Genomic DNA, 14,658 nt, shown 5'->3' on the forward strand with positions numbered 1-14,658 from the left:
GCAGCACGCGGTCGCTCTGCTCGCGCACGAATTCGGCGAAGGCAGGCCGGTCTTGGGCGCCGGTCACGAAGAGCACGCGGTCGGCCAGCTCGGGCATCTCGGCTTCCAGCCACGCTAGCAGCTCGGGGCCGGTCACCTCGGGCAGATCGATCTCCGAGACGATGGCGTCCACGCTGGTGCCCGAGCGGAGCAGCTCGATGGCCTCTAGGCCGTCACGCGCCGTGACCAGGCGGAAGTCTCGCCCGAGCAGCCGCGAGTACGCGCGCAGGATGCGTTCATCGTCGTCCACGGCTAGCAGCGACCACTGGAAGGCGCGCTCCATGGGCACCTCGATGCGGTGCCCTGGGATGTGCGAGGCCGAGCGCATCTGTTCCGGGCTGGGACAGGGCAGCAGGCACATGAACGTGGCGCCCTCGCCGTAGACCGAGTCCACCAGCAGGTCGCCGCCCAGGCGGTGCAGGATGGAGCGCGAGATGCTGAGGCCGAGCCCGGTGCCGAGCCCCTTCGCGCTTGGTGGTGAAGAACGGATCGAAGATGCGCTCGAGCTGATCTTGGGGGACGCCGCGGCCCGTGTCGGACACGCTGATGATGACCATCTCGCCGTCGCCGCGGGCGGTGATGCGCACGCGGTGCGTGGGGCGCTCCACCTCGTTCATGGCGTGGGCGGCGTTCACCAGCAGGTTGGTCAGCACCTGCGTCAAGCGGTGCTTGGGCAGCACCAGCGCCGGCAGGTTGTCGGCGTAGTCGCGCTCCACGATGGCGCGCGAGGCGAACTCGCGGCCCACCAGGCGCAGCGCGTGATCGATGACCTCGGGCACCGAGCAGATGTTGGCGGGCTCGTCGCCGTCGGCGCGCGCGAAGACGCGCAGGTCACGCACCACCGAGGCGATGGACCCGGCGGCACCCATGATGTCGTCCAGCACGCGCGTGATGGCCGGACCGCCCTCGCGCGACAGGATGGGCGTCACGCTCATGGAGAGCCGCGCCACCTCGTCGCTGGGCAGCGCCGAGCCGGACTCGGCCGCCATGCTCACCGCGCGGCTCGCGTCGATGAGTGGCTGCAGGTAGCGCTGTGAGGCCGCCACGGAGAGCATGATGGCGGACAGGGGGTTGTTGATCTCGTGCCCGACACCGGCCACCAGCGTGGCGAGCGCGGCGAGCTTCTCACTCTGCGCGGCGGTCTGCGAGAGCGCAGCGTGTTCCCGGCGCAGCTGGGCCCGCAGCACCAGCAGATCCAGGAAGACGGCCATGGCCTTCGGGTCTGCTACCGTGAGCACCACGGCGTCATCGCAGCCCGCGCGGATTGCGTCGAAGCGCGCCACGTCGGTGGCTGCCAGGTAGCCGAGCGGCGCCTGCCCGAAGTCCACCCGCGCGCTGTTGATGGCCGTGTCCGGTGAGCGCGGATCGAAGCGCAGTTCAACGCGGTAGTTCCAGGCCGGCTGATGGAGCGCGAGGAAGGGCCTGAGCTCATCCACGAGGCCCTCCGTCTGCGCCACGAGCAGCACGGCGATGCGGTGGTCGTTATCGGTCGTAGAATCCACGTGGAGCTCGGGGGGAGCCTATCAGATGCGCGTGTGGGGGCACTGCTGCATCTTCGTGCAGTCTCACATGCAATGAACGATGGCGCCCATTCGAACGAAACCCGCTCCTTGCGCGTAGATGCCCAAAGTGGACCCAGAGGTCAGCTTTCCGAGACGCCGCGCCTCGTGCCAGTTGACCACGGGCCCACACCCGCCGAGGTGCGCCACGGACTCGTAAGTGTGGACGGAAGCGTCCTGATCCAGGCCCAGGCACTCCGCGATGGCGGCGGATGTCCACCGCCTCGGCTGCACGGCACACAGGGTGTCGATACGGTGCGGGCTGATGCCCTCGGCCTGCGCCGTCTCTTCCATCGTGGAGACCCCCATCCGGACGGTCTCTTTCATCAGATAGCGTGCTCCCTCGCCATCGACACTCCCCAAGCGCGACTCGCCTCCCGCGCGATACCACGGGGGGTCGTTCGCGTCCCCGTCTCGGACGAAAGCGACGGACAAGTAGTGCTCCCCGTGGGTCACCCCGTGGATCGCCCCGACACGGAAGGGACCCTCGGCGCGCGTGACGACGAACGCGCTGGCTCCGTCGCCGAGTCCGGGCGACGCGGGGTGCGACATGGGGAAGGCGCGCAGCATGAGGTGCGACTGAGTCGCGAGCACGACCTTGGAGTGGCCCGACGCCACCAGTGCGACTGCGGTCTGCAGCTGAACCAGCGCGCTCGCACACGCAGCATCGACCCCGAAGGCAATGGCACGCCGAGCGCCGATTGCGTGCGCGACGTGGTTCGCCGAGGAAGGCGTCACGCGATCCGGCACCATCGTCCACGACAGCACGGTGTCCACCTCTTCGCCCCGGATCCCGGCGTCCGCCAACGCCGCACGGCCCGCTAGAGCCTCGGCCTCTCGGGAAGACATGGCGTCGTCCGCGACGTGGCGCTGCAACGCCCCGAGGAACGGGTCCGACCTCTCGGCGGCGATGAAGCGCGCCGACACCGCGCCCGCGTGGTCGCTCGTATGGACTGGGATGTCGACGAACGACCGATCGGAGGTCTCCGACATCCCTTCCGAGCGCGCCCGGAAGGCGGCCGGCCACGCGGAGTTGGTGCGAATCGTGTCGGGGAACCACACCCCGAGGCCGCTCACGTAGGCCGGATTCATCGCCCGCTGGCTCCCGTGGCGAGCATCGACATGTGCTGGAGCGCCTCCACGCGACCCCCGCCGCGGATGCGGCTCTCGCGATCGATGCGCACGTCCAGGAGCACGGGACCGCCGAATGGGGCCAGCGAATCGATCAGCTCTGCGGTGATCTTTCCCGGCTGCTCGACGACCGCAGCGGGCATACCCATGGCTCGCGCCCAGGACGCGAAGTCCACGTGCGGGGACTCCCACGCGTCCGCTTGGCCGAAGATCTGCTTCATCCCGTGGTGGACCATGTTGTAGCGGGAATCGTTGAAGACCGTGAACACGATGGGCAGGCGCTCGCGTACGGCCACCAGCGCCTCCATGCCCGCCATCTGCATGCCACCGTCGCCACACACGCAGACGACAGGGCGCGCTCGGTCCGCCAGCGCCATACCCACCGCGCCGGCGATACCAGAGCCCATGCTCCCGAGGTTCAAGTGGATCTGGAACTGATCGCTCGTCGTGGCGACGAGGTAGTGGAGCGCGAAGAGCATGTGCTCACCAATGTCGGTGATGAATCGGGCGTTCGGGCCGGCCGCATGCTGCACGTCGGCCAGCGCGCGGTGCGGGCGAATCCGAGGGGCATCGTCGCCTGCGAAGTCGGGGACGTCGAATGCCGACTGGCGCTTGATGGCGCGCAGCGCAGCGTGACACTTCCCGTTGCGCAGACCCTCCCGTGACGCCACGTCGTAGGCGGCCTCGGCGAACGCCCCCACGTCCGCCTGGATGGCGAGCGCCGTGGGGGCGTTCCGGTTGAACACCGCCGGGTTGATGTCCACGTGCACCAAGCGTCCGCTGGGTCCGATGTAGGGCGTCGGTCCCATCGACGTGTCATCGAGGTCCGTGCCCAATACGAGCGCGACGTCCACGGGCTCCGCCGTGTAGCGTCGAGCCCACATCGATGCCGCCATGCCGCCCGTGCGAAGCGAACGCGGGTGGAGCTCACTCACCACTCCCTTCGCTCGTGGGGTCGTCACGAACGGGACGTCGAGTAGATCGACGAGACGCTGCACGGAGGCCTCGTGGCCACGACAGGCGCCCCCGATGACGATCAGCGGGTGGGCCGCCTCCGACAGCCACTGCATGGCCTCGAGGGTCGCGGCGTGGTCGGGGGCCATGACATAGCGTTTGGCGGCTGGGACCACCGGCACTTCGGGGGCAGGCGCCGTCGCGCGATCGAGAGGCACGACGAGCAGCGCTGGTCCCGGGCTCATCGGTGAGGTCGCCAGGTCGAGCGCGGCCAGGGCCTGCGTGGCGGCCGAGCGCGCGTGACTCACTCGGATCCGACCGCGCGTGATGGGCGCGAGGATCTGCTCCACACCGAGTCCACCGGGCCCGGAGTCCTGTGCCAAGCATCCGCCATGGGACTCCCAGGGGACGTCCCCACAGATGACCAACATGGGTATGCGCTCGAGGCTGGCGGAGGCGATCCCCGTGACGGCGTTCGTGATGCCAGGGCCCGCGGTCACCACGACACAGGGCGTCTTGCCGCTCGCGCGTTGGTAGGCAGCCGCCGCAAAGGCGGCGTTGGACTCGTGGCGCGACTCGATGAGAGTGACGCCGGGTGTCAGGCGCAGGGCCTCGAAGATCGGGCACACCGGGCCACCGGGGATCCCGAAGTAGGTGTCGACGCCGCGGGCGACGAGGGCCGCGACCAGCCGCATCGCAGCGGCGTCTGGCGAAAGGGTCGATGTCGGGAGTGCGCCGAGGATGCCCCGAATGTCGGATTGGCGGTCCTCGAAGGGGTGGGAGTCGTCCGCGTGGGCAGGGTCGACGGATGGAAAGGCGGTCGGGGCGAGGGGGGAGGCTGAACGAGTCATGTCGCGCCCCACTGCAGACAGTATGCCAGTAGAGATTACTATCTCAACGGATGCTAAAATTCAGTAATTCCGAAATTTCAAGTCTTGACCTTTCGCCCAGCGCGAGGTTGGCCGCCTGGCCGAACCGGCGAGTCTGGGCGCCATGGCAGCGCCGGCTACCACCGGATGACGTGTCGACCGTCGTACGGGCCGTCCAGCTCGACCTCGAACGACCCCGTCACCCCCACCGACTCGAACGTCCCGATGCCGGCGCCCAGCATGTAGGACTCGATCCACCCGTACTCCTGCTCGAAGTGCATCAACGCGCTCCTCTCGCCGGTGCGCTCCAGACGCCAACGACCGTACGTCGCGGACTGCCTGCGCCCAGCGACGCCCTGCTGCAGCACACGGTAGGGGTCCTCATCGAGCAGCCTGAGCATCGTGCGGCCCAGCAAGCTGCGCGCGAAGTACAGGGCGTTGTCGCGCCCCACCTCGTGCATGCCGGCGTGCACATCCTGCGGCGATCGCAGCAGCGCGCCGGCGACCGCCACATGCTCCAGCAGCTCTCCTGCTGGGTACATGCGCAGCGGGGAGTACGTCTCGGGCATGAGTCGCTGGTACTCGCCCAGCTTGCCTGCGCGCTCGAGCACTCCGCTCACAGCGTTGAAGTACATCCCGCGCCACTTCGCCGATGGCGGAATCGTCGCCAACCGCACTCGCAGGTCACAGTACTCCGAGATCTCGTCAAGCAGGCGTTGGCGCTCATCCACGCGGCGAGTGTACTCCTCTTGGCCGGAAGTGCGGTGCGAAGTTTCCGTTCGGAGGAAACCCCCCGCTCGGGGCACGCCTAGTCCAGCTTGAAGACGCGCCGGGCGTTCTCGTGCAGGAACTTCGGCCACACCTCGGGCTTGAAGGGCACCTCGGGCATGTCCAGCATGATGCGCTCGAGCGACAGCCCCATGGGGAAGTAGCCCGCGTACATGATCTTGTCGGCGCCGCGCGTGTTGGCGTACTGCACGATGGCCTTGGGGTAGTGCTTCGGCCGGAAGGCGCTGGTGCAGTAGTACAGGTTCGGGTACTTGAGCATGAGCTTGATGGCCAGGTCCACCCAGGGTTCGGCGCCGTGCCGCATGACGAAGCGCAGCTCGGGGAAGAACCAGCAGACCTCGTCGATGAGCTCCACGTGCTGCGGCGCCATCGGGAGGCGTGGCCCGGGTACGCCGACGGTCAGCGAGATGGGGATGTCCAGCTCCACGCAGGCGGCGTAGACCGGGTACCACTTCTTGTCGTTGATGGGCACCTGGGGGCACAGGCCCGACGGGAAGCCCGTCACGCACTTGATGCCGTGCTCGCGGTGCAGCTGCTTGATCTTGCGCACCTCGTCCATGCCCATGTTGGGGTCGGCGCCGTAGCAGGCGAAGAAGCGGTCCGGGTGGCGCTTGATGGCCTCGAGGTTCTGCGACTTGTCCGTGTTCACGCTGATCATGGCGCGCGCGATGCCCCAGCGGTCCATCTCGCCCAGCGTGTAGGCCACGTAGTCGTCGTGCTTCCCGGTGTCCGGGATGTCCTTGAACATGTACTGCGCGGGCATCTTGAAGACGCTGCGGCTCTCCTCGTCGCGCAGCAGCGGCTTCATGGACTCATACCAGGCGCTGTTGTCCTCGCCGGGGATCTGCAGCATCAGGTCGATGGCACGGTAGTCTTTGGGGTCGGCAGGCAGCGACATGGGGGGCTCTTTCGGCTGGGACTCGAATACCGGAGACGCGGCTGGACAGCGGGGCATCCGTGAGATAGAACGTGTTCTACTTTATGGCGCACGGCGCGCAGCACGCAAGCCGTCTCGCACGCTACCACCCCCACCCAAGCCGCGGCAGCGCCGCAGCAAGAGGATTCCATGGCGGAAGTCACTCCCGAGGACCTGATCGAGCGGGCACGCAAGCTGGCCCCCACGCTTCGTGAGCGCGCCGACAAGGCGGGCGAGCTGCGCCGCACCCCGGACGAGACCATCGCGGACTTCCACGCGTTGGGGCTCTTCAAGGCGGTGCAGCCCAAGCGCTACGGCGGGTACGAGATGAACCCCAAGATCCTCTACCAGCTGCAGATCGAGCTGGGGAAGGGCTGCGCGTCCAGCGCCTGGGTGTTCGGCGTGCTCAGCGTGCACACCTGGCAGCTCGCGCTGTTCCCGAAGCAAGCGCAGGACGAGGTCTGGGGCGATGACCCGAAGACGCTCATCTCCTCGAGCTACATGCCCGTGGGCAAGTCCACCTGGCTGGACGATGGCGCGGCCTCGCTCAGCGGGCACTGGTCGTTCTCGAGCGGCTGCGACCACGCGCAGTGGATCTTCCTGGGCGGCTTCGTGCCCACGGAGGCCGGCAGCCCGCCCGACATGCGCACGTTCCTCCTGCCGCGCGCGGACTACGAGATCGTCGACAACTGGTTCGTGTCGGGCCTCAAGTCGTCGGGCAGCAAGGACATCCTCGTGAACAACGCGAAGGTGCCGGCCCACCACATGCACAAGTTCTTCGACGGCTTCCGCTCGAACAGCCCCGGCAACGAGGTCAACCCCTCGCCGGTCTACCGCTACCCGTTCGGGCAGATCCACGTGCGCTCGGTCAGCACGCCCGCGCTCGGCGCCGCGCTCGGCGCGCTCGAGTCGTTCAACGAGTACATGAAGACCAAGGTCTCGCAGGCCACCGGCGGCAAGGCGGCCGACAACCTGCTCAACAACATCGCCGCAGCCGAGGCCGCGGCCATCATCGACCGCGAGATCATCACGCTCGAGCGCAACTTCGACGAGATGTTCGGCTACCTCGAGCGCGGCGAGGCCATCCCGCTCGAGCGCCGCGCGCGCTTCCGCAACGACTCGGCCCGCGCCGTGAGCGCCGCCGTCGAGGTGGTGGACGCGCTGTTCACCGCGTGCGGTGGCCGCGTGCTCTTCCAGGGCAACGACATCAACCGCCACTGGCAGGACGTGCACGCCATCCGCGCGCACCACGCCAACGGTCCGGACAAGCCGGCGGCCAACTTCGGCGCCATGCAGTTCGGCAACAAGAACACCGACTTCTTCATCTGAGTCGAGAGCGACGAGAGAGCCCCCCATGAGTCTCATTCAGCAGCTCGGCTTCCTCGAGTTCGAGGTCTCGGACCTCGGCGCCTGGGAAGTGTTCATGACCAAGGTGCTCGGCACCCAGCTGGTCGACAAGGCCACCGACGGCAGCATGCGCTTTCGCATGGATGGCCACGGCTACCGCTTCGTGGTCACGCCCGGACCGCGCGATGACTTGAAGACCATGGGCTGGCAGGTGGCCGACGCGGTAAAGCTGGACGAGTGCGTGGCGCGCCTCACGGCCGCCGGCGTGGAGGTCACGCGCGGCAGCGCCGAGGCCTGCGCCGACCGGGGCGTTGCGGGCATGGCGCTGTTCCGTGACCCGGGCCGCATCCCGGTGGAGCTCTTCCACGGGCCCACGCTGGGCGAGCAGCCCTTCAAGAGCGAGCTCGTGGGGTCGCACTTCGTGGCCGACGAGCTGGGCCTCGGCCACCTGGTCATCTCCACGCGCAACCGCGACGAGAGCCGCGACTTCTACATGAACGTGCTGGGCTTCAAGCTCAGCGACCACATCGTGTGCGACATCGGGACGTACCATGTGGACATCGCGTTCCTGCACACCAACCCACGGCACCACAGCCTGGCCATGGGCGGACCCATGCCGAAGCGGGTGCACCACTTCATGCTGCAGGTGGCCAGCATCGACGACGTGGGCCTGGCCTACGACCGGGCGCGCGACCACGACGTGGTCATCGAGCAGGAGCTCGGCCGCCACCCCAACGACCGCATGTTCTCGTTCTACGCGCAGACCCCCAGCGGCACGCAGTTCGAGTTCGGTCACGGTGGCCGCATCATCGACGACGAGACGTGGGAGCCCACCACGTACAACGCCATCAGCGAGTGGGGGCACCGCCGCCCGCCGCGCAAGCGCCCCAAGACCGAGACCCCCGCCTGAGCGAGAGAGAGACTAGAGATCATGGTTGTACCGGCAGTGCCCGAAGGTAAGTACGTCGACGTTGGCTCCGGCGTCACGCTGCACCTCCACGATGTCCCTGCGGCCGAGGGCGTCCCCTACCGCGGCACCGTGCTCTTCATCCACGGCTCGGGCCCCGGGGCCAGCGGTTGGAGCAACTTCAAGGGCAACTACCCGGCGCTCAACGCGGCCGGCTACCGCACGCTGGTGCCCGACATGTTCGGCTACGGCTACAGCAGCAAGCCCACCGAGGGGAAGTTCTTCATGAGCGACCTCGCCACGCAGTTCGTGGGCATGCTCGACGGCCTCGGCATCACCGAGAAGGTGCACCTGGTGGGCAACTCCATGGGTGGCGCCGTGTGCATGCGGCTGGCGCTCGATCACGCCGCGCGCGTGGGCAAGCTGGTCCTCATGGCGCCCGGCGGTCTCGAAGAGCGCGAGACCTACATGAACATGCTGGGCATCAAGACCATGCTCGGGAACCTCACCGCGGGGCTCTCGCGCGAGAGCATGCGCGGCACCTTCGGGCTGCAGCTGTTCAACACGTCGCTCATCACCGACGAGATCATCGAGGAGCGCTTCCAGATCGCGGAGACGCAGCCGCCGGGCTTGCTGGCGCGCCTGCTGGTGAAGAACCAGGAAGCCGAGCTCGCCAACATCACCCAGGACACGCTGTGCTTCTGGGGCGTGAACGACAACTTCTGCCCCGTGTCGGGCGCGGCCAAGGTGGCCGAGCGCGTGCCCAGCTCGCGCACCGTCATCATCAGCCAGTGCGGCCACTGGGTCATGGTGGAGTACCCGAAGCTCTTCAACGAGACCACGCTGCGCTTCCTCAACGGAGACCTGGGCTGATGGATCAGGCCAAGATCGAAGAGCACGGAAACGCGCTGTACGAAGCCCTGCGCGCGCGCCACACGCTGAGTCCGCTGACCACGCGCTGGCCCGAGATCACCATCGCCGACGCGTACCACGTGTCGCTCCACATGGTGAAGCGGCGCATGAGCGACGACGGCGAGCAGATCATCGGCAAGAAGATCGGCGTCACCAGCAAGGCCGTGCAGGAGATGCTGGACGTGCACCAGCCGGACTTCGGCTACCTCACCGACCAGATGCTGTACGAGAACGGCGGCGAGATGCCCATCAGCCAGCTGCTCATCCAGCCGCGCGCCGAGGGCGAGATCGCGTTCAAGCTCAAGAAGGACCTGGTGGGCCCGGGGGTCACCAACGAAGACGTGCTGGCCGCCACGGACTACGTCATGGCGTGCTTCGAGATCGTGGACAGCCGCGTGAAGGACTGGAAGGTCCGCATCCAGGACACCGTGGCGGACAACGCCAGCTGCGGTCTGTTCGTGCTGGGGGCCGAGCACGTGAGCCCCGAGGGCCTCGACTTCCCCAACCTCCAGATGCGCGTCTACAAGAACGGCGCCCTGCTCAGCCAGGGCCTCGGCAGCGCCGCGCTCGGCTCGCCGGTCAACTGCGTCACGTGGCTGGCCAACACCCTCGGCGAGTTCGGCATCTCGCTCAACGCGGGTGACGTGGTGCTCTCCGGCTCGCTGGTGCCCCTCGAGCCCGTGGTCGCGGGCGACGAGATGCGCCTCGAGGTCGACGGCGTGGGCACCGCGGCCGTGCGCTTCACCTGAGGCCCCCCCGAGCCTCAGCGCTCATCCCCCCATTTTCCCGGCCGCACGCGCGGCGCAGCTCGAGGCAACCATGTCGAAGAAGATCAAAGCAGCGATCATCGGGTCCGGAAACATCGGTACGGACCTGCTCTACAAGGCCCTCCGCAGCGAGGTGATCGAGCCCGTGTGGATGGTGGGCATCGAGGAGGCCTCGGAAGGCCTCGCGCGCGCGAAGCAGCTGGGCCTCAAGTGCACGCACGAGGGCGTGGCCGGGCTCGAGCCGCACATCGTGGCGGACAACATCCAGATCTGCTGGGACGCCACCAGCGCCTACGTGCACGGCGCCAACAACGACATCGTCAAGAAGTACGGCGTGAAGATGATCGACCTCACGCCGGCGGCCATCGGGCCCTTCTGCGTGCCGCCCGTGAACTTGGCGGCCATGGTCGGCGAGCAGGCCCAGAACGTGAACATGGTCACGTGCGGTGGCCAGGCCACCATCCCCATGGTCGCGGCGGTGAGCCGCGTGCAGGCCGTGGCCTACGGCGAGATCGTGGCCACGGTGTCGTCCAAGTCGGCGGGCCCGGGCACCCGCAAGAACATCGACGAGTTCACGCGCACCACGGCGCGCGGCGTGATGGAGGTGGGCGGCGCCAAGGAGGGCAAGGCCATCATCATCATCAACCCGGCCGAGCCGCCGCTCATCATGCGCGACACGGTGCACTGCCTCACGGTGGACGAGCCCGACCAGGCCGCCATCACCAAGTCCATCCTCGAGATGGTGAAGGAAGTGCAGCGCTACGTGCCGGGCTACACGCTCAAGAACGGCCCCGTGTTCGACGGCAAGCGCGTGTCGGTGTTCCTCGAGGTGGAGGGCCTCGGCGACTTCCTGCCCAAGTACGCCGGCAACCTGGACATCATGACGGCCGCCGGGCTCCGCACGGCCGAGATCTTCGCTGAGCGCATGCTCGCAGACGCCGCCGCCTGAACCCCGCCTCGCAGCAAGCCGCAGTAAGAAAGACCACGCCATGAACCTCAACGGCAAGAGCATCATCCTCCACGACATGTGCCTGCGCGACGGCATGCACCCGCAGCAGCACCAGATCACCGTCGACCAGATGGTGCAGACGGCCACCGCGCTCGACGAGGCGGGCATGCCGCTCATCGAGGTGACGCACGGCGACGGTCTCGGCGGCGCCTCGGTGAACTACGGCTTCCCGGCGGCCAGCGACGAGGAGTACCTCCGGGCCGTCATCCCCAAGATGAAGAACGCCAAGGTCTCGGCGCTGCTGCTGCCCGGCATCGGCACCGTCGAGCACCTGCGCATGGCGCTCGACTGCGGCGTGAGCACCATTCGCGTGGCCACGCACTGCACCGAGGCCGACGTCTCAGAGCAGCACATCAAGCTGGGCGCCAAGCTGGGCATGGACACGGTGGGCTTCTTGATGATGGCCCACATGATCTCGCCCGAGCACGTGGTGGCGCAGGCCAAGCTCATGGAGGACTACGGCGCCAACTGCCTCTACATCACCGACTCGGCCGGCTACATGCTGCCGGACGACGTGAGCGCGCGCATCGGGCTGCTCAAGTCCAAGGTGAACCCGGGCACGCAGGTGGGCTTCCACGGGCACCACAACATGCACATGGGCATCTCCAACTCGCTGGCGGCCATCGAGGCGGGCGCCGACCGCATCGACGGCTCCACCGCGGGCATGGGCGCGGGCGCGGGCAACACGCCGCTCGAGGTGTTCGTGGCCGTGCTGGAGCGCATGGGCGTCTCCTCCGGCGTGGACCTCTTCAAGATCATGGATGTGGCCGAAGAGATTGTGTACCCGATGATGCACCACAAGGTGCGCACGGACCGCGACTCGCTCACGCTGGGCTACGCGGGCGTCTACTCGTCGTTCCTGCTGTTCGCCAAGCGCGCCAGCGCGAAGTACGGCGTGCCCTCGCGCGACATCCTGATGGAGCTCGGGCGCCGCGGCACCGTGGGCGGCCAAGAGGACATGATCGAGGACCTCGCGCTCGACATGGCGAAGGCGCGCGCGGCCGCGAGCGCAGAGGCCGAATGACCGAGGCGAGCACGTCGAGCGAGAGCCCCGAGCTGCGTGAGTTCCGCGCGGAGATGCGCGCGTTCATGCTGGAGGAGGCCCCGGCGAGCCTGCGCGGCACGTCCCCCTGTGGCCCGTTCGATGGCTACTGGGGCGGCAAGCTGCATCCGCCCGTGGACCCCGACGTGCTGCGCTGGCGCGACGTGACGCTGGCGCGCGGGCTCACGGCGCCCACGTGGCCCAAGGCCTACGGTGGCGCGGGGCTCACCTACGAGCACGCCAAGGTGCTGTACGACGAGATGCGCGTGCTGGGGCTGCCGCGCCCGGTGGTGGGATTCGGCTTCGCCATGATCGGGCCCACGCTGCTGCAGTTCGGCAACGAGGCGCAGAAGCTGGAACACTTGCCCAAGATCTGCGCGGGTGAGATCCGCTGGTGCCAAGGCTACAGCGAACCCAACGCGGGCTCCGACTTGGCCAACGTGCAGCTGTCGTGTGAAGAGGACGGGCCGGATCACTTCATCCTGAACGGGCAGAAGGTGTGGACCAGCCACGCCGACCGCAGTGACTGGATCTTCTGCCTGGCGCGCACGGACCGCCGCGCCAAGAAGCAGAGCGGCATCACGTTCATCCTCGCCGACATGCGCAGCGAGGGCGTGACCCCGCGCAAGATCGAGCTCATCAGCGGCGCTTCTCCGTTCTGCGAGACGTTCTTCGAGAACGTGCGCGTGCCGCGGGCCAACGTGGTGGGCGAGGTGAACAGCGGCTGGACGGTGGCCAAGGCGCTGTTGGGCCACGAGCGCTCCATGATCGGTCAGTCCATCGGGCGGGACCCGGGCTCCACGCAGCGCGAGCTGGTGAAGCTGGGGCGCACCCACCTCCGGGCGCCCGAGGGCCCGCTGCCGGATCCGCTGCTGCGCGACCGCGTGGCGGCGGTGTCCATGGAAGAGGCGGCCTTCCAGCTCACGCTCGACCGACTGGCGCAGAGCCGCGCGGCGGGTGGGCCCGGGCACGAGAGCTCCATCATGAAGATCGTCGCCACCGAGCTGAAGCAGCGGCGCTTCGAGACCGGCATGGCGCTCGCGGGCGCCGCGGGGCTGGGCTGGGAGGGCGACGCCTTCGACGACGAGGACCTCGCCTACACACGGGAGTGGCTGCGCTCGCGCGCCAACACGATCGAGGGCGGGTCGAGCGAGATCCAGCTCAACATCATCGCCAAGCAGGTGCTCGGCCTGCCGGAGGGCAAATGAGCGTCGTCGTGAGCAACGGTCAGGAGACGCTGCGGCTCGTGCTGGACGAAGAGCAGCTGATGCTGCGCAGCACGGCGCGCCAGTTCGTGGACCAGCACGCCCCCGTGGGGCGCCTGCGCACGCTGCGCGACACGCGTGACCCGCGCGGCTTCAGCGACGACCTGTGGCGCGAGATGGCGGGTCTCGGCTGGCTGGGTCTGCAGCTGCCCGAGGCGCACGACGGCCTCGGCCTCGGCTTCTTCGACCTCGCCGTGGTGCTGGAGCAGTGCGGCCGGCGCCTCATGCCCGAGCCGCTGGTGTCCACGCTGCTGCTGGGCGCACAGGCCTTGTTGCTGGGCGGAAGCGAGGCGCAGCAGGCGGCCTGGTTGCCTGGGATCGCGGGTGGCGAGAAGCTCGTCACGCTCGCGTTCGACGAGCTCGGCGCGCGCGGCAACGCCCATGCGGGGCTCGCCACGGCGAAGCGCACCGGCGACACGTTCGTGCTGAGCGGCACCAAGGTGGGTGTGTTGGACGCTCACGTGGCGGACCTGATCCTGGTCAGCGCCAAGGTGAACGGGCGGGTCGCCATCTTTCTGGTGGACCCCACCCGGAAAGGGGTGACGGTCACGCGCCACGTGGCGCTCGACCTGCGCAACGCGGGCACGGTCATGCTGGACGGTGTGCAGCTCGGCGCCGACGACGTGCTCGGCGGTCTCGACGGCCTCGCGTTCGGCGCGGCGGTGCTGGAGCAAGTGCTCGACCGCGCGCGCATCGGGCTCGCGGCCGAGATGCTGGGGGCCATGGAGCAGGCCTTCGAGGACACCATCAGCTACCTCAAGGAGCGCGTGCAGTTCGACCGCCCGCTCGGCTCCTTCCAGGCGCTGCAGCACCGCGCGGCGCGGCTCTACACGAGCATCGCGCTGGCTCGCTCTGCGGTCGTCGCGGCGGCTCGGACGGTGGACACCAGCCGTGACCCGCGCGAGGTGGCCAAGTTCGCGGCGCTCGCCAAGGTGCGCGCTAGCGAAGCCTTCTACGACGTGGCCCGCGAGGCCATCCAGATGCACGGCGGCATCGGCATGACCGACGAGCACGACATCGGCTTCTACCTGAAGCGAGCGCAAACCACGCTCGTGAGCTTTGGCACCAACGACGCGCTGCGGGCGCGCTGGGCCGAGCTCAACGGCTACTGACACCCGCCCGGTCCACGGGCTCATTCACGACAGCGGAGAG

General features: G+C 68.3%; 14 protein-coding genes. 8 read left to right on the forward strand and 6 right to left on the reverse strand.

What is annotated here, in order from left to right:
* The 6 genes from IPI43_22450 to IPI43_22475 form a co-directional block, all read right to left on the reverse strand.
* Positions 1 to 322 (reverse strand): response regulator (locus IPI43_22450; protein ID MBK7776856.1); only part of this gene is annotated, 322 nt, incomplete at its 3' end.
* Complete coding sequence (locus IPI43_22455) at positions 276 to 1,541, reverse strand: hypothetical protein (GenBank protein MBK7776857.1); 1,266 nt, start codon at positions 1,539 to 1,541, stop codon at positions 276 to 278. The genes IPI43_22455 and IPI43_22450, both read right to left, overlap by 47 nt.
* A 63-nt stretch (positions 1,542 to 1,604) precedes the next feature.
* Complete coding sequence (locus IPI43_22460; GenBank protein ID MBK7776858.1) at positions 1,605 to 2,690, reverse strand: hypothetical protein; 1,086 nt, start codon at positions 2,688 to 2,690, stop codon at positions 1,605 to 1,607.
* The gene (locus IPI43_22465; GenBank protein MBK7776859.1) at positions 2,687 to 4,378 is read right to left on the reverse strand and encodes a thiamine pyrophosphate-binding protein; all 1,692 of its coding nucleotides are present in this window, start codon (positions 4,376 to 4,378) and stop codon (positions 2,687 to 2,689) included. The genes IPI43_22460 and IPI43_22465 overlap by 4 nt, the downstream gene beginning before the upstream one ends.
* A 311-nt stretch (positions 4,379 to 4,689) precedes the next feature.
* Positions 4,690 to 5,283: a DUF2378 family protein gene (locus IPI43_22470; GenBank protein ID MBK7776860.1), complete on the reverse strand. Its 594-nt coding sequence runs from the start codon at positions 5,281 to 5,283 to the stop codon at positions 4,690 to 4,692.
* Positions 5,284 to 5,360: 77 nt separating this feature from the next.
* Positions 5,361 to 6,239: an amidohydrolase gene (locus IPI43_22475; protein MBK7776861.1), complete on the reverse strand. Its 879-nt coding sequence runs from the start codon at positions 6,237 to 6,239 to the stop codon at positions 5,361 to 5,363.
* Between the two features lie 168 nt (positions 6,240 to 6,407).
* Between IPI43_22475 and IPI43_22480 the strand changes: the two genes are divergently transcribed.
* From IPI43_22480 to IPI43_22515, 8 genes are all read left to right on the forward strand, one after another.
* Positions 6,408 to 7,586 carry an acyl-CoA dehydrogenase family protein gene (locus IPI43_22480; protein MBK7776862.1) on the forward strand — a complete coding sequence of 393 codons (1,179 nt, stop codon included), beginning with the start codon at positions 6,408 to 6,410 and terminating at the stop codon, positions 7,584 to 7,586.
* A 25-nt stretch (positions 7,587 to 7,611) separates the two neighbouring features.
* Positions 7,612 to 8,514, forward strand: a complete 903-nt coding sequence (locus tag IPI43_22485; protein ID MBK7776863.1) for a VOC family protein — start codon at positions 7,612 to 7,614, stop codon at positions 8,512 to 8,514.
* A 21-nt stretch (positions 8,515 to 8,535) separates the two neighbouring features.
* Positions 8,536 to 9,384 carry an alpha/beta fold hydrolase gene (locus IPI43_22490; GenBank protein MBK7776864.1) on the forward strand — a complete coding sequence of 283 codons (849 nt, stop codon included), beginning with the start codon at positions 8,536 to 8,538 and terminating at the stop codon, positions 9,382 to 9,384.
* Complete coding sequence (locus tag IPI43_22495; protein MBK7776865.1) at positions 9,384 to 10,172, forward strand: fumarylacetoacetate hydrolase family protein; 789 nt, start codon at positions 9,384 to 9,386, stop codon at positions 10,170 to 10,172. The genes IPI43_22490 and IPI43_22495 overlap by 1 nt, the downstream gene beginning before the upstream one ends.
* Positions 10,173 to 10,242: 70 nt before the next feature.
* A complete protein-coding gene (locus IPI43_22500; GenBank protein MBK7776866.1) occupies positions 10,243 to 11,139 on the forward strand; it encodes an acetaldehyde dehydrogenase (acetylating) in 897 nt (298 codons plus the stop codon).
* A 40-nt stretch (positions 11,140 to 11,179) separates the two neighbouring features.
* Positions 11,180 to 12,223: a 4-hydroxy-2-oxovalerate aldolase gene (gene dmpG, locus IPI43_22505; protein ID MBK7776867.1), complete on the forward strand. Its 1,044-nt coding sequence runs from the start codon at positions 11,180 to 11,182 to the stop codon at positions 12,221 to 12,223.
* Positions 12,220 to 13,449, forward strand: a complete 1,230-nt coding sequence (locus tag IPI43_22510; GenBank protein MBK7776868.1) for an acyl-CoA dehydrogenase family protein — start codon at positions 12,220 to 12,222, stop codon at positions 13,447 to 13,449. The genes dmpG and IPI43_22510 overlap by 4 nt, the downstream gene beginning before the upstream one ends.
* Complete coding sequence (locus IPI43_22515; GenBank protein ID MBK7776869.1) at positions 13,446 to 14,618, forward strand: acyl-CoA dehydrogenase family protein; 1,173 nt, start codon at positions 13,446 to 13,448, stop codon at positions 14,616 to 14,618. The genes IPI43_22510 and IPI43_22515 overlap by 4 nt, the downstream gene beginning before the upstream one ends.
* The last annotated feature ends 40 nt before the right edge of the window (positions 14,619 to 14,658 follow it).

The organism is Sandaracinaceae bacterium, assembly GCA_016706685.1.
Classification (GTDB): Bacteria; Myxococcota_A; Polyangia; order Polyangiales; family Houyiibacteriaceae; genus JADJJE01.